Here is a 16297-nt window from a genome sequence, read left to right as displayed (position 1 = left end):
ATGCCAAAAAGAATGACCACTTTTGAGGTGCCAAGGTTTTCTTTTGTATGCTGAGTCCACGTTTGTCCAATTAATTGGCGATTAGAGGCGTAGCGATCGTCGCAGGAGTCAGCTATCCTGCCTTTGTATTTTTTCCAGGAATGTACGGGCGAAGCAAGCGCGGAGGGAGTGCCCCGTCGGTGTCTTCGGGTCGGACATTTCCCGGCAGGACGAAAGATGAAACCAAAACATTTTAATCTAAGAAAGTAAGCGCCCCAACCTCGTGACAGGTCAAGGCAAAAAGTAAACAAAGCAAAAATACCTAATTTTACCTGCATAAGAAGGCAAGGTTAGTCTGGGTAAATGCTGTAACGATTTAGATAGGGAGCGAAGGAGTCTAATGACTGTAAAAGCAAGTGGTGGAAGCTCAGTTGCCCGTCCGCAACTATATCAAACTGTACCAGTCGCAACGATTTCGCAAGCTGAACAGCAAGACCGCTTCCTACAGCGGGGCGAACTGAGCGAACTGGCAAGTTATTTCAGTTCCGGTGCTCTTCGGATCGCGATTTCTGAGACGCTAACCAGAAACTCGGAACTCATAGTATCCCGCGCAGCCAACCGGATTTTTGTCGGCGGTTCCCCGCTGGCATTTTTGGAAAGACCAGCAGAACCTGTGATGGCTATGGCTGGCGCAACTCGCGGCGGCTCGGTAGATGTCTCTGAAGGCATGAAACTAGGAACTGTTACTTACGTTGAAGGTCGCGCAGGTGGCGGCGGCGGTAACGGCAAAGGCTCAGGTGGCGGCGGATTCTTGGGCTTGGGAAATCTGTTTTCGACTAACGGCGGCGGTGGCGGCCCAATTCCAGCAGGATTCCAGCCGATTAATGTCTCGCGCTACGGCCCGAGCAACATGACCAAATCTCTGCGGGATTTGAGCTGGTTTTTGCGCTACATTACCTACGCGATCGTTGCTGGCGACCCGAACATTATTTCGGTGAATGTCCGCGGATTGCGGGAAATTATCGAAAATGCTTGCTCGTCGGCGGCGACAATTGTGGCAATGCAGGAAATGAAGGCTGCATCCTTGAACTATTTCAAGAATGATGAGGCCGCACGCACGATCGTCGCACAGTATTTTGACGTAGCAATTACCGAATTTAAAGCTCCTACACCTTCACCGAAGGTGCGTCAGCGCGAAACCAATGACCAGCAAGGGCTGCAACTTCCTCAAATCTACTTCAACGCAGCGGAAAATCGGGCGAAATTCGTCATGAAGACGGGTCTGTCGTCGGCTGAAAAGATTGAAGTAATCAAAGCAGCTTACCGCCAAGTTTTTGAGCGCGACATTACCCGCGCCTACAGCCAAAGCATTTCTGACCTGGAATCTAAGGTCAAAAACGGCGAAATCTCCATGAAAGAGTTTATTCGCCGCCTTGGCAAATCTCCTCTGTACCGCCAGCAATTCTACGAGCCGTTTGTCAACAGCCGCGCTGTAGAACTGGCGGCCCGCCACTTCCTCGGCCGTGGTTTGAGCTCGCGGGAAGAATTTAGCAAGTATTTTGCGATCGTCACCAAAGGCGGCCTGGCAGCCCTCGTAGACGCGATGGTTTATTCTCAGGAATATTCCGACTACTTCGGCGAAGAAACAGTCCCTTACCTGCGCGGTTTGGGCCAGGAAGCTCAGGAATGTCGCAACTGGGGCCCGCAAATTGATTTGTTCAATTTCAGCGCTCCTTTCCGCAAGGTTCCTCAGTTCATCACCTTGTTCGCAGGCTACACTCAGCCTCTACCAGATCAGCACGTTTACGGTATTGGTAACGATCCGCTGGAAATTCAGTTCGGTGCGATTTTCCCGAAAGAAACTCGTAACCCTAAGAACCGTCCAGCTCCCTTTGGCAAAGACACTCGCCGGATCTTGATCCGTCAAGGTGCGGGGATTGACAATCAATTGAGTAACCCAGCGGCTCGCGGTGCGGCTCCTGGTTCTCTGGGCCCCAAGGTCTTTAAACTAGACCAGTTACCCAGCAACTATGTGGCTTCCAAGAAAACCGCTCGCGGTGTTTCTAGCAGCTACAGCAATGCTTCCAGTGTCAAATATACCGAAAGTTCGACTCAAGCGGTGATTCGGGCTGCTTACCTGCAAGTGTTCGGGCGCGATGTGTTCGACGGCCAGCGCCAAAAGGTGGCGGAAATTAAGCTGGAAAACGGCGACATTCCGATGCGCGAGTTTATTCGGATGTTGGCGAAATCCGATGTGTTCCGCAATATGTACTGGAGCAAGCTTTATGTTTGTAAGGCGATCGAGTACATCCACCGCCGACTCCTGGGACGCCCTACCTACGGCCGCCAGGAAATGAATGCTTACTTTGACATTTGCGCTAAGAAGGGTTTCTACGCGCTGGTCGATAGCATCATGGACAGCATGGAGTACAACGAAGCTTTCGGGGAAGATACAGTCCCCTACGAGCGCTATGTGACTCCGGCTGGTTTGTCGATGCGGACGATGCGATCGGGTTCCTTTGGTGAGAAAAAGGCCAACGTTGAGCCGACTCCTGAAACACCTCGGTTTATCGAATTGGGTACTGCGATCGATGGCGGAGATCTTCAGTTGCAAACTCGGATTGCTCAAGGTGTGAGCAAGCGCCGTGAACAAACTAAGGTGTTCAAGCTAACAACTACTTCGGATAAGGTAGCTTTGAAAACTTTAATTCAAGCTGTTTACCGTCAAATTTTTGAGCGTGACATCAACTCGTATGTTGTGAAGAATGAATTCACGGCGTTGGAAAGCAAACTTGGCAACAATGAAATCAATCTCAAGGAGTTCATTGAGTGTTTAGGTTGTTCGCCGCTGTACGTGAAACAGTTCTATGCACCTTATCCAAATACTAAGGTGATTGAGTTGGGTACGAAGCACTTCTTGGGCCGTGCTCCTCTGAATCAAGCGGAGATTCGGACTTATAACCAAATCTTGGCAAGTAAAGGGATTAAGGGCTTTATCAATGCGATGTTGCTGACTGTTGAATATGCTGAGGCTTTTGGTGAGGATACTGTTCCTTATCGTCGCTTCCCGACTTTACCGGCTGCTAATTTCCCGAATACTGAAAGGCTGTACAACCAGTTGACTAAGCAGAATTCTGATGTTGTGGTTCCGAGTTTTGAGCCTGCGACTGTTACTGACAGAAGTTAGATTAATTTGAGTTTTTGGATGTTAAATTACTGGTAATTTAACATCTAAAATTAGTTGAAGGGCTGGTAACTATACCAGCCCTTTTTTGGGATAATTTGGAGTTTTTTAACCGCAGAGGGCGCAGAGAGCGCAGAGTGAGGAAAGAGAGAGTGTGGTAGTGGAAGTTGTTTCCTTTATCGCGTGTTCCTCAACGTGAAAGTGTCAATTACAATGGATAGAATAAATTGGTATAAAAATTGGGTTCTATAATATAAATTATGTGAATGCGCCCCGGTGAGTGAGGACACACTCAACCGAGACGACTTCTCCAAAGTTCGACTATCCGAACTAGGAGTAACTTAAGTATGACAAAACCCAGATACGACGAGGAGAAAGATGAAACCCGCCATGCGGCAGCGAATGAAGAATGCTGCGAGGATATGGCAGATAATTACGGGTGGACGCTGAAGCAGGCAGAGCTAGTCGCAACTGATGTTTTACCTGTGGATTGCGTTTTCGATGGCTACTGCGAGTTTCCACCCTCTCGCATGGATTTAACGCAAGGCGACTATTTCAAGGAGGACAAAGAAGATGCGTAAACTGATTCTGTTCAAAGCGGATAAAGGTGAAATTGAAAAGTATCGTCAGAAAACTGAGACACAAATCGGAAAGTCATTTTACCGCATTGCAAATGTGGATTCAGTACCTTCTTTAACTAACACCATTGCCGAACACTACGACTCTAGTGGCAAACCTGCTCCTGCGATCGGACACCGACTGACGGAAACAGTGCCAGAAAACCGGGACTCCTTTCGAGATAGTGGCTGGGAAGTTGTGCGGGTGGAAGAATACACCCCTGAAATCCCGCCTCCCTATGGTGCAGGATTTGATACAATTTGCATTTGCTACTGCGCCTATAAGCCTTTAGCACCTGAAAATGTCTGGATGAAAAAGGCTCATCGCTTTGCTCCATCCCTAGATTCCTTTGGTGGTGATGAAAAGGCTTATCAGGAGTGGCTAGCTACTCAGTCGGAGGACGTGCAGGCTGAATCGAAATCGGCAATGGAGTGGCTCAAGACTCAAGAAAAACAGCATTAAAACCAAGCTCGCAGGTCGCGTATTGCCGCAATTTCATCTTCTTTTGCCTGTTCTAGAAAAGCAATTAGCCTTTCTTTCGGCACTTGAGGAAAGGTAGGACTCGATTCAACCTCCATATACTCGCCCTCGTGCAATTGATAAATTCGCCACACTTTGCCATTGAACCGCCAAAACTCCGGTACACCAATAGCAGCGTAGAATTTGTTTTTCTCAATATCAGTATGAGTAATATCTACTTCTACCACTAAATCAGGCGGAGGATCTTTGGTAAAATCAACATTTCGGCCTTTGACGAGGGGTTGATTTTGAATATAGTAGGCATTATCTGGTTCGGCTCCCTTTTTCAGAAAAGGATAGTTCATAGTTGTTGAACCCATCGTTTTCATCCGCATCCCCATGAGTTCAATCAGCGTCCGAATAAAACACTCGATTAATCGACTTGAAAATTCGTGTTCTTCTAAGGGCATGGTGATTTCTAGAATCCCGTTGTCATAGATCAAATGACAGCCTCGTGACTGGGGTAAGGCATTGAGAATTTGTAGATAACCGTCCCAAGATAACCCCCAAATTACGACGCGCTGTTCGCCAATAGGTTTTTGCAGTTCTGCTGTAGCTTCTGGTGCAGATGTTACCACAAGTGACCTCCAAGTGGAATTGATATTGATGGTTTACTCTAAGGCTAACTTAGTTTACATTGATTTGGCAAATTTCTAACATCCGTTTGACTTTTGGCAACTGTCTTTCCGATTTCCGAAAAGCCAGCCAAATCCGATTGGTAACAGCCTGTGTAGGTTTAAGCACAAGTGTCAAACGATTTTCTGTCACCCAATCTGCACACAAGTAATCGGGAAGCACGCTAAAGCCAAATCCGCATTCAACGGCTTGTCTAATTGCTCTTAAATCGGGAATAATTAGTTTGGGTTGAACATCGATTCTTTTGCCAAACACGACGCGCCAAAAGCGGCGGGCGATCGGTAATTCTTCGCTGTAAGCAATCCAAGGTTGAGTTAATAGCCATTGAGAAAGTGGGTTTAAATCTGCTTGACTGATTCCTTCAGCAATCGGAATCGCCATATTTGGCGGCCCGACTAGCCAGAAGTTTTCCTCGAATAGTAGTTCATATTCAATGTCAGACAAGGTAATTTTTTGGGTAGCAATTACGATGTCTAGTTTTCCGGCTTTGAGTTGTTGGATCAACTCCGATGTTAGTCCAAATTGGATTGTGTAAAAAGTGTGATCGTCTTGGGGTAATTGACTGAGGATGCGATCGGTAAAAAATTCTTGTGGTGTACCGATTCTGATGGTTTGTGGTGTTTCGGCGCTGGAGTTTTTGTGGGGAATTGATTCGAGTTTCTCGATCGCACTTGCAACTTGACTATACAGTCTTTTTCCCGCATCCGTCGGCACCATCCGTCTCGGAGTTCTTTGAAACAACGGATTTCCCAAAGCTGACTCTAGGGCTGCGACGTGTTGGCTGACAGCCGGTTGTGTTAGGTGCAAAACTTGGGCTGCCCCGGATACGGTTCCGACGCGGTAAAGCTCGATAAAGCTGCGATACCACTCAAAGCTAATCATAAGGAAGTTCGGCAATGGATTTTAGGAACGGGCAAGATGCCCATTCCACAAGAAATGCACTTTTTGTGGAACAGGCCGGAAAGCCTGTTGCTAAGCCCCCACAAGAAATGCACTCTTTGTGGAACAGGCCGGAAAGCCTGTTGCTGACAATGGTGAAATATCTCAGATTTAACGGATGTTAGGAAGTTCGGCATTGGGATTTGGTATAACTAGATTTATAGTTACACGAAACTTTCATAATTTGTATTTTAGATGAATTCGACCTAGGATAAAAACAACGAGCACAAAGACACCCACAACAGGAATCGAATATGACTAGCCAAAAAGTTCTGATTGTTTTAACCAGCCACGATACTCTTGGTGACACTGGTAAAGAAACTGGTTTCTATCTCCCAGAAGTAACCCATCCCTTGGACGCATTTACTAAAGCCGGATTAATGGTAGATTTTGTCAGTCCAAAAGGCGGCAAAGCTCCAATGGTTGGGATTGATTTAGAAGACCCGCTAAATAAGGCTTTTTTAGACGATTCCGAGCAGGTTTTGCGAGTCGAAAATACTCTGAATCCTGCACAAATTAAACCCGCAGAATATGCTGCTATTTTCTATGCTGGCGGACATGGAACCATGTGGGATTTTGCTGATAACCAGGAACTTGCTGAGATTGCGGCTGCTATTTATGAAGCAGGCGGAATTGTCGGTGCTGTCTGTCACGGGCCTGCGGCGTTAGTCAATATTAAGCTATCTGACGGTACATACCTGGTTGCTAACAAGACTGTGGCTGCTTTTACTAATGAAGAGGAAGCGGCTGTGGGATTGACTGATATCGTGCCGTTTTTGCTGGAGGCGAAGTTAATTGAGCGTGGGGCTAATTTTACTAAGGTTCCTAATTTTCAAGTTTGTGTTGTGGCGAGCGATCGACTCGTCACAGGGCAAAATCCCGCTTCCGCCGCAGGTGTAGGCGAACGAATGGTAGAATTAATTAATGCAACATAGCACTTTGAAATCTGGTGAATCGGTACACCCAACAGTTTCGGCAAATTAATCTGGCTCGGTGAGAAATCTGTTATGCGATTCGCTGATGCAATTAGATTTGAGGTTGGAGATTCCCGCCAATCTTAACTGGATAATCCATCGGGGCGAGTGCAAGTGCTCGCCCTTTCTGCATTCGGTTAACCCTACTCAAATACCCAATTTTACTGGAGAACATTACCGCCCACAGTTCGTCTTTGATTTTAGCAGACAAATTCGCGATCGCCTGTGTCAGATGCTGTTCGGCAAATTCTCCGCAATCAATCTGTTAGTTGTGATGACTTGAGTCCTCTGATTTTGGAGAGAACTCAAGTCCTCACGCTCGAAGCAATCAAGTTATTACTGACTTTTGTTCATTCCGTGACTGCAAAAAATAAGTGGGATTTGTGATTGCGGATTCCGATCTACATTTAGATATTGAAAGACCAATAAAACATCAAAACAACTAGCAATTTGTGCGGAGCGGTCAAATTGCTCAATGAAGAAGCTCTTAGGGCATAATATTATAAAACAGAGAACAGGGTATGGAACTAAATTTACAGAAATTTTATACGGCCTGCAATCCCAGCTACACCCTGGCAGTAGCAAATCAAGAAGACCGACAATACTATATCGATTTTTCGTCAGTGCGGGGCGGCACAATCGTAGAACAATTGGAGCGCACCATCAGCCGTCTCTCGCCCGATGTACCTACCTGTCAATTATTTACCGGTCACATCGGCTCGGGGAAATCCACAGAATTGCTGCGGCTGCAAGCTCAATTGCAGGAGCAAGGTTTTCATGTGGTTTATTTTGAGTCGAGTAAAGATTTAGACATGGCTGATGTCGATATCACTGACATTTTGTTGAGCGTGGCGCGTCAGGTGAGCGAAAGCATTGAGAAAATGAAAATCAAGCTGCAACCGACGGGTTTTAAAGCTTTGCTCAAGGGCGTTGCTGATGTTTTTCAAACTCAAATAGATCTGAAAGCGGGAGCTTCTGTCCCCGGTTTGGGTGAGGTAAATGCTAGCACGGATGGAGAGTTTTCTTTGTCTTTGGGTATTGGCAAAATTACTGCTAAGGCGAAGGATGCTCCGAATTTGCGATCGGAGTTGAGGCAATATTTGGAGCCGCGGACTAATGTAATTTTAGATGCGCTCAATAAGGAGTTGCTGGAACCGGCTAATCAAGAACTCAAGCGCCAAGGTAAACAGGGACTTGTGGTAATTATCGACAATCTCGATCGCATACACCTGTGCGCGAAACCAACGGGGCGGATGCAGCCGGAATATCTGTTTGTCGATCGCGGGGAGCAGTTGGCAAGACTGAACTGTCATGTCGTGTATACAATTCCTTTGGTGCTGATTTTCTCTAACGACTTGGGTCAGCTTAGCAATCGCTTCGGGGTAGATCCAAAGGTTTTGCCGATGGTGCCGGTGCAATTGAATGACGCTTCTGAGTGTGCAGAGGGTGTCGAATTGCTGCGACAGATGGTTCTGGCGCGCGCTTTTCCAACAGTGGAGGCGTCGCAGCGCTATGCTTTGGTTGGCAAAATTTTCGATTCTGCCGAAACTCTCGATCGCCTCTGTCGAGTTAGCGGGGGTCATGTTCGCAATTTGTTACAACTACTCTATAGCTGTCTGCAAAAACAAGACCCTCCTGTGTCGCGGGAAACTTTGGAAAATGTGATTGTCCAACGCCGTCACCAGCTTACTTTGGCGATCGAACCTGATGAGTGGCAATTACTCCGCCAAGTATCTGCTACCAAAACAGTGAATGGTGAAACTAAATACCAAATTTTGCTCCGCAGTCTTTGGGTATTTGAGTACCGTTACGGCGAGGATTACTGGTTTGATGTCAATCCGATTTTGGCTGACGCGAAGGAGTTTCGGGATACCGAAAATGCGGCCAAATAGCTTTGATTTGTAAAAGATTAAAGATGTATAGCCTTCTCAGAAAGATGAGGTACTCATGGGCATAGGGCATAGGGCATAGGGCATAGGGCATAGGACATACCTCACCCCGCTTGAGAACCGCTATAAATTACTTTCAAATTATCTGCGTCGATCTGCCTTAAATCTGCGGCTTCTGCATAAATCTTTGATTGATACAATAAGTTTCTTACTTCTTCCTGATGACAACTGACAACTGACAACTGACAACTGACAACTGACTTCAAACTATGATTAAAGGCACTACTAAACTGCTCGGAGTAATTGGTCATCCGATCGCACATTCTCTGTCCCCGGTGATGCACAATGCTGCCATTTCTCACTTGGGTGTCGATTTTGTTTACCTGCCGTTTCCGGTAAAACCAGAGGATTTAAAGGCTGCGCTGGCAGGATTTGCCGCGATCGACCTTCGGGGATTTAGCATCACGATTCCTCACAAACAGGCAATCTTACCGCTGCTGGCGGAGGTTTCTCCCATTGCTAGGGCGATCGGCGCAGTCAACACCGTCTACCGCACTGACAAAGGTTGGTGCGGCACAAATACCGACGTAGAAGGCTTTCTCGCGCCGTTGCAAACAGAGGGTTTTCCCACTTTCCGATCAGATTCCGATCCCCCCCAGCCCCCCTTAAGAAGGGGGGAGAATTCACTCAAAGTCCCCCTTCTTAAGGGGGATTTAGGGGGATCTCCGGGTTTAAAAACCCCCCTAGGGCGGGCTTCCGATTGGAGTCAGAAAGTAGCGGTAATTTTGGGGAATGGCGGGGCGGCGAGGGCTGTTGTGGCTGGATGCGCTCAATTGGGATTTGCAGAGATTCACGTTGTCGGCCGCAACGCCCCCAATTTAGCGGAATTTCAACAGAGTTGGGTGAATTCTCCGATGCCGATGCAGAATTTGCAGGTGCATACTTGGGATAATTTGTCAATGTTGATTTCGCAGGCCGATTTGCTGGTGAATACAACTCCTGTGGGAATGCACCCGCACGGGGAAAAGTCGCCGGTTGCTGCTGCTGCGCTCGATCGAATTTCCGCAGGTGCGATCGTTTACGATCTGATTTACACCCCGAATCCTACTCAGTTGCTCAAAGATGCACAGCTTCGCGGTGCAATACCGATTGACGGACTAGAAATGCTAGTTCAACAAGGAGCAGCAGCCTTGAAAATTTGGCTGGACACAGAATATGTCCCTGTGGATGTAATGCGCCAAGCCTTGCGCCAGCATTTAGGTTTAGACTAATGCCGTCTCCTCCTGGAGCCGGACACGGCAGTGCCGTTTCCCGGAGGAGGTTAAGAATTTGACCTTGAATTCGCGCTAAGCTGAGTAAAATATATTTACGCTGCAATTGTTATGAAATTTCGAGCTATCAGTCTTCTTTTTGCCACTTGGGCGATCGCAATTTTGAGTTTGGTATTCACTCCACCAGCTTGGGCTACCACACAGATTAAACTTTCCGATCTTTCCTATCACGAATGTCCCGCAGAAATGGCAGAAGGAACAGTCACCAGCGGCAGTTCTATGGAAGCTAATTGCTTTTTGATTACTGGGAAAGCTGAAAATACTAGCGGCAAACCTGTTTTTGATGCTGATATTTTCGGTCGTATTTATGATGCAGATGAAAATCCAGTGATGCAAAACCGGACTCGCTTAGGTTCTATCGAAGAAGTTCCTCCCGGAATTAGCGATTTTCAGCTCAGAATTTCGGTTGCAGCCAATCAACGAACACCTTTGCAGCTCAAGCAGTTTAAAGCTACAGGTTTTACTGGCGTGGTTCGCCGTTAGTGAAACTATAGCCTTTCGAGCGAAATATGAGGTGCTCATGGGCATAGGGCATAGGGCATAGGGCATAGGGCATACCTCACTTTTTCGAGAACGGCTATAAATGTAAATTCCCCCTATAAGGGGGAAGTTTTAAACCCTATTTTTCTGATAACTAAAAAGCGGTTTGCAAGCTGCCCAAAAGACCGATCAGAAATTGCGAGCCAAACTGAAGTACAAAAAACGCAATCATTGGAGAAAAGTCAATACCTCCCAAGGGGGGAATAATTGAGCGGAAGAGATTGAGGTAAGGATCTGTTAACTGACTCAAAATCGAAAACGGGGGGTCGTACCAATTGATGTTGGGGAACCAGCTTAACAGTACCCTAATAATCATCAGGACTAGATAGATTTGCAGAAATGTCGCTAGCGTGTTTGCCAAAAGGCCTATTGAATAACTCATAAATTTTGGTTGTCGTTTGAGTAAAGTTTACAGACACTTTAACTTTGAGTTTAGCATAGCTGCGGAAGAGGGAAGGCACTGAGGGTAGAGGCTGAGCAATTTTGTGGTTCCTTTTTACTTTTGCCTTGGTTTTTAATGGGAAAGTTGAACAGAGAAATGTGCGACAGTTGGTCGATCGCCCGCATTCTACTCCCCGACTGCTCTAAAATCTTCAATCTTATTCAGGAGTCAGGGGCGATCGAACCCTCGCTGTTGTGGGCTGGCGCGTTCCCGTTGACATCGCCGAGTTGCAGCCGCACGTCATCAATTGCCTGATTTAGCTGGGCAATTTTATCTTCCAAACTCAGCCTTGCTACTTCCATCCCTTCGGCTTCGAGTTGGCTGGCTTTCCTCTGGCGCATCTTTCTGGTCTTGGCATCGGAAGGATCGCTCAGCAAAGCTTCAGCAGCGCGCCTCGACAGCACCGCACCCAAAACTGCCCCTACCAAGCCCCCAACTGCGGCTCCCGCAATAAATCCGCCTGTAAAACCCTCTCGATTGCTCATGGCTCAACTCAACTGCGCGATATTTCCTTGATTTGTCTATTTTTACACTCTCTGGAGCGATCGACCTGGAGAGGATTTTAGATTTTAGGTTTGAGATTTTAGGTTTGAGATTGAAATACGATCTCGAAAAATGCTTCGGAAGCACAAAGCCCACAGGGACATCAAGTCGGTTAATTGTCGGGTAAGGCGATCGTTCCAACTTCAGAGTTGAAGCGAATCATCTCCAAAGATCGATCGCCATACATATCTTCAATGTGCTCCAAACAGCAGTCGATCGCAAAATCGTTCAACTCAGCAGGCTCAATCCCGTACATATCCTGAAACACTTCCTCGTCTACCCGACAAAAGCGCGGGCGATCGGCATAAATTCCGCATTCCCTCGTTTCTTTGTCAAAGTTTATACACCAACCGTCATCTCCCACTAAGCTCAAGTAGAGCGCCAATTGCTCGGTAGATAAATACTCGTCCAGGTCAGGGCGCTCTGTTGGTTCTAGGTAACAACAAGCACCGCACTGCTTTACGCAACGCCAAGTAGCCATAATTTGATTTTAGATTTTAGATTTTAGATTTTAGATTTGGAGCATTATCTGGAAAATGCCCAACTTTAAGAGAGATTAAAGCCTTTCAAGTATACCAAGTGCCAGCGCCGCAGAAGGAGTTCGCGAAAAGACGGTTCGATTTTTGATTGCGAACACTCTCCGGTAAAGGCATCCAGCCCTGGTTCCTGTACGGATGACTGTTTTATGCTTGGGGCTGGCTCTTTTTTGGCTGTGAGCTTTATCAAAATCTACAAGTACATCACTTGTCAAGTATGATGTACCTGATGGTAAATTGAAGCCTCGGTAGACAGTCGCGGATAATGTTGATATGTATAGACAACCGCGCGATATGGCTACCAAGCGACCAAGAACTACCATCAGCTTTGACTTTGACGAGTACAAGGAGTTAAAAATTTGGGCTGATTCTGAATTTCGTTCCATTCCTCAACTGGTTCTTGTCTTGGTCAAGAAAGCCTTGATAGAGAGGAATAAACGATCGTCAGATCCAGCCAGCGCACCTCCGAGTGAACCTGATAGCTCCGGACTCACATAAACCAAACCCCCGCCAACTACCAAAGCTAAGCGGGGCAAGGAAAGTAAGGAAGCTGGCTAATATCTAGTATAAATCTAGCAAAGGAGGAACAACACCATGATCCAAGCCCAAACAATCCCCAAAACAGTCACTTTTGATGAGTTCGCAGCCTGGTATCCAGAGAACTCAGTTCACCGCTACGAACTACACAATGGAGTAATTGTCGAAATGCCTCTAGGAACTGGCCGCCATTCCGGTGTTACAGGTTTTATCAGCTTAAAAGTAGGAGTTGAAATTGACCGACGCGAATTACCTTACTGCATCCCTGGTGACTGCCTGCTTAAACCCACTCGCGATGAGGCTGGTTATCAGCCCGATGTAATTGTCCTAGATCAAGCATCTCTGGCAAAGGAACCGCGCTGGGAAAGGGAGTCCATCATCACGATGGGGTCTTCGATCCGACTGGCTGTAGAGGTCGTCAGCACGAACTGGCGAGATGATTACCATTTCAAATTTGCTGATTACGAAGAAATTGGCATCCCTGAATACTGGATTGTGGACTATTTGGGTTTAGGTGGCCGCAAGTTCATTGGGAATCCCAAACAACCCACCCTTTCAGTTTGCCAGTTAGTAGATGGGGAGTATCAGGTAAAGCAGTTTCGGGGCGATGACACTGTTGAATCGCTGGCTTTCCCAGAATTGAGGTTGACTGCCGAGTTGATTTTTCGGGCAGGTTTGCCTCCAAGCAGCCCCATGGATGAACCGGACTAATTACGATCGCCCAAACTCAGGGTTTTTTAGCCGAATTTGCGATCGCCCGCAGGTCGATCGTTCTTTACATTTTGTTGAATTTTGTAAACTTCCTTAAAAAAGAGGGCCGATCGCCCGGTAAAATCAGAAGCGGATTTTCTCATCAATCTAGACTTACTCACTACAGTCAGGAGGACACATGGACTTTATAACGGATCTTTTTAACGGCGGAGGCCCTGTAAACTTGCAACTTATTGTTCAGGTAGCTTTACTGGCAGCAGTCGTGCTTTCTGGCCCGATCGTGATTTTTCTGTTGGCAGCTAAAGGCGGCGACCTGTAATTATACCACGGCTGGCGATCGATAGTTGAGAGTTTTGCATAATTTAAAATTCAAAATTCCCAAAGCTCGATCGCCACTCAAGTCAATTTGAGATTTTAGATTGTAAATTAGACTTCATAGTTAGGACGGGCTAGAAGCCCATCCCACAAAAATCTTTTTTCTTGTGGGATGGGCTTCTAGCCCGTCCCAAAATTTGATTAAAAGGACTTTTGCAATCTTGTCTATTGACTTGCAGCGCAGTAAATCTGCGACGTTGAATTTTGGTCTCAAATTGTCGATTCGATCCTAACCTTCGTGTTGGGGGCTTGTACCTGTTTTTGTGCGGGCGAATTTTCCCTAAATTTCACCCCGATGAATTAGGTTTACCAGAAAGAATTGGTTGAAAGCCGGAACACGAGTGAGGGAGAAATTAAAATAAGACTATTCATTGCTTCAATCCTCGGACTGACCGGAAGAGGTAGCTGTCAACTGTCAACTGTCAACTGTCAACTGAAGATCAAATACCGAGGGCGTGTTTAGCCGTTTGAATCAAATTCTCGAAAAAAGGTAGAGATACATCGACTTCTCTAGCATCCTGGCGGGAGTTACCCAACAAACCCATGCTTTGTCCAGGTTCAACAACCAAAACTTGCCCTTGAGAATTGCGAATTCTCAATTCCTCTTGAGAACCGGCGGGAGACAGACTACAAGAATAAGTGCGATCGCAATAATCAAACTCAACTTTTCCAAACACCGACGGCCTCGAACTAGCAGCACTGGCCACTAAGCGGACACCCAACAATTCCAACTCAACCGAAGTCTTGCCATTAAAACTATTTTCCCGCAAGCGGTACGCAATATCAACCCGCCGAGGCAACGGAAAATATTCGCCCCAACGCCACGCAATCCCCTTCAAACTAGCCGAACCTTTTTCATCTTGAGTTGCAGTTAGTTTAACATGACCTCCCTTACCAACAATTTTTTGTTCAGTAATACAAACATTAGGCGTCCAAAATACAGGAGCCTTATTTTCAATCCCGCAAGGTTCTAGAGCATCAATTTGTCGGTAAAGGTCAAGATTAATCTCAGCCAAATCCGCTCGCACATCTACTGAAACCAACGGCTTGAGGTGTTCCGGCTGCAAACATTGATTCGCAAAAATTGACAGTTGCTTGCGGAATTGTTCGAGATTCTTGGCAGGCATCGAAAAACCGCCAGCCGCCTTATGTCCACCAAATTTAGTTAATAAATCAGCGCAAAAATTTAGCCCGTCAAATACATTAAATTCAGGAATTCCCCTCGCCGAACCCCGGATGATATTACCCGTTTCGCCACCCTCATCCTCAAAAGTACCGATAAAAACGGGTACGCCGTAACGTTCGAGCAACCGAGATGCTACAATCCCAATCACCCCGTGGTGCCAACCGGGCTGCACGACAACTAAAACTCGTTCCTGCTGTAAATTGAGCGCACTTTTCTCGCACCAAGCAATCGCTTCCTGCTCAATTTCCTGACACAACTCCTGACGGCGCTGATTGATTTGTTCGCACTGCATCGCGTTTTTGAGTGCCAATTCGCGATCGTCCGTTGTGAGCAACTCTATCACAATTTGAGGGTCAGCCAGCCGCCCCACAGCATTAATCCGCGGGCCCAGCCGAAAACCAATATCTTCAGGCTTTAAGGTATTGTTAGCTTGAGTTTTTGAATTAAAAAGAGGTAAATTTTCCGCACTTGCAGGCTGCACTCCCGCCACCTGAATCAAAGCTTGAACTCCGGCTAATTGCGAGTGAGGCAAAAGTCGCAAACCCCGCTTTACCCAGCGGCGGTTAACTCCTGTCAGAGGCGCCAAATCTGCAATAGTTCCCAAGGTAAATAATTCCAGCAGCGGATTCACCAACCCGCCAACTTTCTTCAAATCTTGAGCCAAAGTAATCGCCAAAACATAGGCAACGCCTACTCCAGCCAAACCGCGATAGGGCGAAGATTCCGCAATTAATTTTGGGTTGAGAATAGCATCAGCCGGGGGCAGTTTTGGCGGCAAATCGTGGTGGTCTGTAATAATAACTTTTACACCGAGTTCTCGCGCTCTGGCAACTGGGCCATAGGCTGCAATCCCGTTGTCTACCGTCAGAATCAGAGCCACACCTTCGGCATGAAATTCTTCTACAATGCGATCGTTAATCCCGTAACCTTCGTGCATCCGGCTGGGAATCGCATAATCAACATTCGCGCCCAAAGCCCTCAGAGCTCGCAGCAACAAAGCCGTGCTCGTCATCCCGTCAGCATCGTAGTCGCCGCAAATCGCAATTTTCTGACCTGTTGAAATCGCCTCCCGCAACAATTTGACACTCGCAGCCAAATCGGGAAATTCATCCAGTGGCGCCGGCAAAACCAGAGATTCCGGTTCGATAAACCCTTGCACTTCTTCGAGAGAATCGATACCGCGATTAATAAGTACCTGTGCTAGCAAGCATGACAAACCGATTTCATTGGCAAACTGTTCGGCTTGCTGTGGTTGAGGCGAATAAATTTGCCACCGTTGGTTCGGCAATCGGGGAGAATGCGGGGGTACAGATGTCGGTAGCTCTGGCACGGAAGCTGAGGTCTAAAGATACATAACC

20 protein-coding genes are annotated in these 16297 nt (G+C 46.9%); 12 read left to right on the top strand and 8 right to left on the bottom strand.

Annotated elements, in window-relative coordinates:
* Positions 1-317 (bottom strand): hypothetical protein (locus tag JGK14_RS30170; protein ID WP_325315846.1); only part of this gene is annotated, 317 nt, incomplete at its 3' end.
* A gap of 62 nt (positions 318-379) precedes the next feature.
* Here JGK14_RS30170 and JGK14_RS30165 point away from each other — a divergent pair.
* The 3 genes from JGK14_RS30165 to JGK14_RS30155 all read left to right on the top strand — a co-directional run bounded on the left by JGK14_RS30165 (position 380) and on the right by JGK14_RS30155 (position 4243).
* Positions 380-3166: a phycobilisome rod-core linker polypeptide gene (locus JGK14_RS30165; RefSeq protein ID WP_293324511.1), complete on the top strand. Its 2787-nt coding sequence runs from the start codon at positions 380-382 to the stop codon at positions 3164-3166.
* A 344-nt stretch (positions 3167-3510) separates the two neighbouring features.
* Positions 3511-3744 carry a hypothetical protein gene (locus JGK14_RS30160; protein ID WP_293180433.1) on the top strand — a complete coding sequence of 78 codons (234 nt, stop codon included), beginning with the start codon at positions 3511-3513 and terminating at the stop codon, positions 3742-3744.
* The gene (locus tag JGK14_RS30155; protein WP_293180435.1) at positions 3737-4243 is read left to right on the top strand and encodes a hypothetical protein; all 507 of its coding nucleotides are present in this window, start codon (positions 3737-3739) and stop codon (positions 4241-4243) included. Before JGK14_RS30160 ends, JGK14_RS30155 begins: the two co-directional genes overlap by 8 nt.
* On the opposite strand, the gene JGK14_RS30150 is transcribed toward JGK14_RS30155, so the two are convergent.
* Both JGK14_RS30150 and JGK14_RS30145 read right to left on the bottom strand, forming a co-directional pair.
* Complete coding sequence (locus JGK14_RS30150) at positions 4240-4878, bottom strand: Uma2 family endonuclease (RefSeq protein WP_293180438.1); 639 nt, start codon at positions 4876-4878, stop codon at positions 4240-4242. The genes JGK14_RS30155 and JGK14_RS30150 overlap by 4 nt on opposite strands.
* 49 nt (positions 4879-4927) lie before the next feature.
* Entirely contained in the window at positions 4928-5818 is an 891-nt protein-coding gene (locus JGK14_RS30145) for a LysR family transcriptional regulator (RefSeq protein ID WP_325315845.1), read from the bottom strand.
* Positions 5819-5832: 14 nt separating this feature from the next.
* Here JGK14_RS30145 and JGK14_RS30140 point away from each other — a divergent pair, with 14 nt between their 5' ends.
* The 6 genes from JGK14_RS30140 (at position 5833) to JGK14_RS30115 (ending at position 10552) form a co-directional block, all read left to right on the top strand.
* Positions 5833-6000 (top strand): hypothetical protein, encoded by a 168-nt coding sequence (locus JGK14_RS30140; protein WP_293180444.1) that lies wholly within the window; start codon positions 5833-5835, stop codon positions 5998-6000.
* A 129-nt stretch (positions 6001-6129) separates the two neighbouring features.
* Entirely contained in the window at positions 6130-6810 is a 681-nt protein-coding gene (locus JGK14_RS30135; RefSeq protein WP_293324492.1) for a type 1 glutamine amidotransferase domain-containing protein, read from the top strand.
* A gap of 58 nt (positions 6811-6868) precedes the next feature.
* On the top strand, positions 6869-7132 hold the full coding sequence (locus JGK14_RS30130; RefSeq protein ID WP_325315844.1) for a hypothetical protein: 264 nt from the start codon (positions 6869-6871) through the stop codon (positions 7130-7132).
* Between the two features lie 238 nt (positions 7133-7370).
* Entirely contained in the window at positions 7371-8741 is a 1371-nt protein-coding gene (locus tag JGK14_RS30125) for a P-loop NTPase fold protein (RefSeq protein ID WP_293180453.1), read from the top strand.
* Positions 8742-9007: 266 nt separating this feature from the next.
* Positions 9008-10009 carry a shikimate dehydrogenase gene (locus JGK14_RS30120; protein ID WP_293180456.1) on the top strand — a complete coding sequence of 334 codons (1002 nt, stop codon included), beginning with the start codon at positions 9008-9010 and terminating at the stop codon, positions 10007-10009.
* 111 nt (positions 10010-10120) lie between these two features.
* The gene (locus JGK14_RS30115; RefSeq protein ID WP_293180459.1) at positions 10121-10552 is read left to right on the top strand and encodes a hypothetical protein; all 432 of its coding nucleotides are present in this window, start codon (positions 10121-10123) and stop codon (positions 10550-10552) included.
* 151 nt (positions 10553-10703) lie between these two features.
* On the opposite strand, the gene JGK14_RS30110 is transcribed toward JGK14_RS30115, so the two are convergent.
* The 3 genes from JGK14_RS30110 to JGK14_RS30100 form a co-directional block, all read right to left on the bottom strand.
* Positions 10704-10991 carry a YggT family protein gene (locus JGK14_RS30110; RefSeq protein ID WP_293180462.1) on the bottom strand — a complete coding sequence of 96 codons (288 nt, stop codon included), beginning with the start codon at positions 10989-10991 and terminating at the stop codon, positions 10704-10706.
* Between the two features lie 221 nt (positions 10992-11212).
* Positions 11213-11536, bottom strand: a complete 324-nt coding sequence (locus JGK14_RS30105; protein ID WP_293197038.1) for a hypothetical protein — start codon at positions 11534-11536, stop codon at positions 11213-11215.
* Positions 11537-11706: 170 nt separating this feature from the next.
* Positions 11707-12075, bottom strand: a complete 369-nt coding sequence (locus JGK14_RS30100) for a YkgJ family cysteine cluster protein (protein WP_293180468.1) — start codon at positions 12073-12075, stop codon at positions 11707-11709.
* Between the two features lie 328 nt (positions 12076-12403).
* On the opposite strand from JGK14_RS30100, the gene JGK14_RS30095 reads away from it, so the two are divergent.
* Both JGK14_RS30095 and JGK14_RS30090 read left to right on the top strand, forming a co-directional pair.
* Positions 12404-12628, top strand: a complete 225-nt coding sequence (locus tag JGK14_RS30095) for a ribbon-helix-helix domain-containing protein (RefSeq protein ID WP_325315843.1) — start codon at positions 12404-12406, stop codon at positions 12626-12628.
* Positions 12629-12724: 96 nt separating this feature from the next.
* Positions 12725-13378, top strand: a complete 654-nt coding sequence (locus JGK14_RS30090) for a Uma2 family endonuclease (protein ID WP_293180471.1) — start codon at positions 12725-12727, stop codon at positions 13376-13378.
* Positions 13379-13404: 26 nt separating this feature from the next.
* On the opposite strand, the gene JGK14_RS30085 is transcribed toward JGK14_RS30090, so the two are convergent.
* Complete coding sequence (locus JGK14_RS30085; protein WP_293203180.1) at positions 13405-13539, bottom strand: hypothetical protein; 135 nt, start codon at positions 13537-13539, stop codon at positions 13405-13407.
* A gap of 17 nt (positions 13540-13556) precedes the next feature.
* Between JGK14_RS30085 and psb30 the strand changes: the two genes are divergently transcribed.
* Complete coding sequence (gene psb30 / locus JGK14_RS30080; RefSeq protein WP_293180474.1) at positions 13557-13697, top strand: photosystem II reaction center protein Ycf12/Psb30; 141 nt, start codon at positions 13557-13559, stop codon at positions 13695-13697.
* 496 nt (positions 13698-14193) lie between these two features.
* Here the strand turns inward: psb30 and recJ are convergent, their stop codons facing one another.
* A complete protein-coding gene (gene recJ, locus JGK14_RS30075) occupies positions 14194-16269 on the bottom strand; it encodes a single-stranded-DNA-specific exonuclease RecJ (RefSeq protein WP_293180477.1) in 2076 nt (691 codons plus the stop codon).
* Between the last annotated feature and the right edge of the window lie 28 nt (positions 16270-16297).

This window comes from Microcoleus sp. PH2017_28_MFU_U_A (assembly GCF_020738035.1).
Lineage (GTDB): Bacteria > Cyanobacteriota > Cyanobacteriia > Cyanobacteriales > Microcoleaceae > Microcoleus.
This window is presented reverse-complemented; position numbering and strand designations above follow the sequence as displayed.

Bases quoted from the DNA above. Each gene is read 5' to 3' on its own strand.
- JGK14_RS30160 (WP_293180433.1), top strand. From the start codon at position 3,511: ATGACAAAACCCAGATACGACGAGGAGAAAGATGAAACCCGCCATGCG.
- JGK14_RS30115 (WP_293180459.1), top strand. From the start codon at position 10,121: ATGAAATTTCGAGCTATCAGTCTTCTTTTTGCCACTTGGGCGATCGCA.
- JGK14_RS30125 (WP_293180453.1), top strand. From the start codon at position 7,371: ATGGAACTAAATTTACAGAAATTTTATACGGCCTGCAATCCCAGCTAC.
- JGK14_RS30105 (WP_293197038.1), bottom strand. From the start codon at position 11,536: ATGAGCAATCGAGAGGGTTTTACAGGCGGATTTATTGCGGGAGCCGCA.
- JGK14_RS30165 (WP_293324511.1), top strand. From the start codon at position 380: ATGACTGTAAAAGCAAGTGGTGGAAGCTCAGTTGCCCGTCCGCAACTA.
- psb30 (WP_293180474.1), top strand. From the start codon at position 13,557: ATGGACTTTATAACGGATCTTTTTAACGGCGGAGGCCCTGTAAACTTG.
- JGK14_RS30145 (WP_325315845.1), bottom strand. From the start codon at position 5,818: ATGATTAGCTTTGAGTGGTATCGCAGCTTTATCGAGCTTTACCGCGTC.
- JGK14_RS30140 (WP_293180444.1), top strand. From the start codon at position 5,833: ATGGATTTTAGGAACGGGCAAGATGCCCATTCCACAAGAAATGCACTT.
- JGK14_RS30110 (WP_293180462.1), bottom strand. From the start codon at position 10,991: ATGAGTTATTCAATAGGCCTTTTGGCAAACACGCTAGCGACATTTCTG.
- JGK14_RS30090 (WP_293180471.1), top strand. From the start codon at position 12,725: ATGATCCAAGCCCAAACAATCCCCAAAACAGTCACTTTTGATGAGTTC.
- JGK14_RS30095 (WP_325315843.1), top strand. From the start codon at position 12,404: ATGTATAGACAACCGCGCGATATGGCTACCAAGCGACCAAGAACTACC.
- JGK14_RS30135 (WP_293324492.1), top strand. From the start codon at position 6,130: ATGACTAGCCAAAAAGTTCTGATTGTTTTAACCAGCCACGATACTCTT.
- JGK14_RS30120 (WP_293180456.1), top strand. From the start codon at position 9,008: ATGATTAAAGGCACTACTAAACTGCTCGGAGTAATTGGTCATCCGATC.
- JGK14_RS30155 (WP_293180435.1), top strand. From the start codon at position 3,737: ATGCGTAAACTGATTCTGTTCAAAGCGGATAAAGGTGAAATTGAAAAG.
- JGK14_RS30100 (WP_293180468.1), bottom strand. From the start codon at position 12,075: ATGGCTACTTGGCGTTGCGTAAAGCAGTGCGGTGCTTGTTGTTACCTA.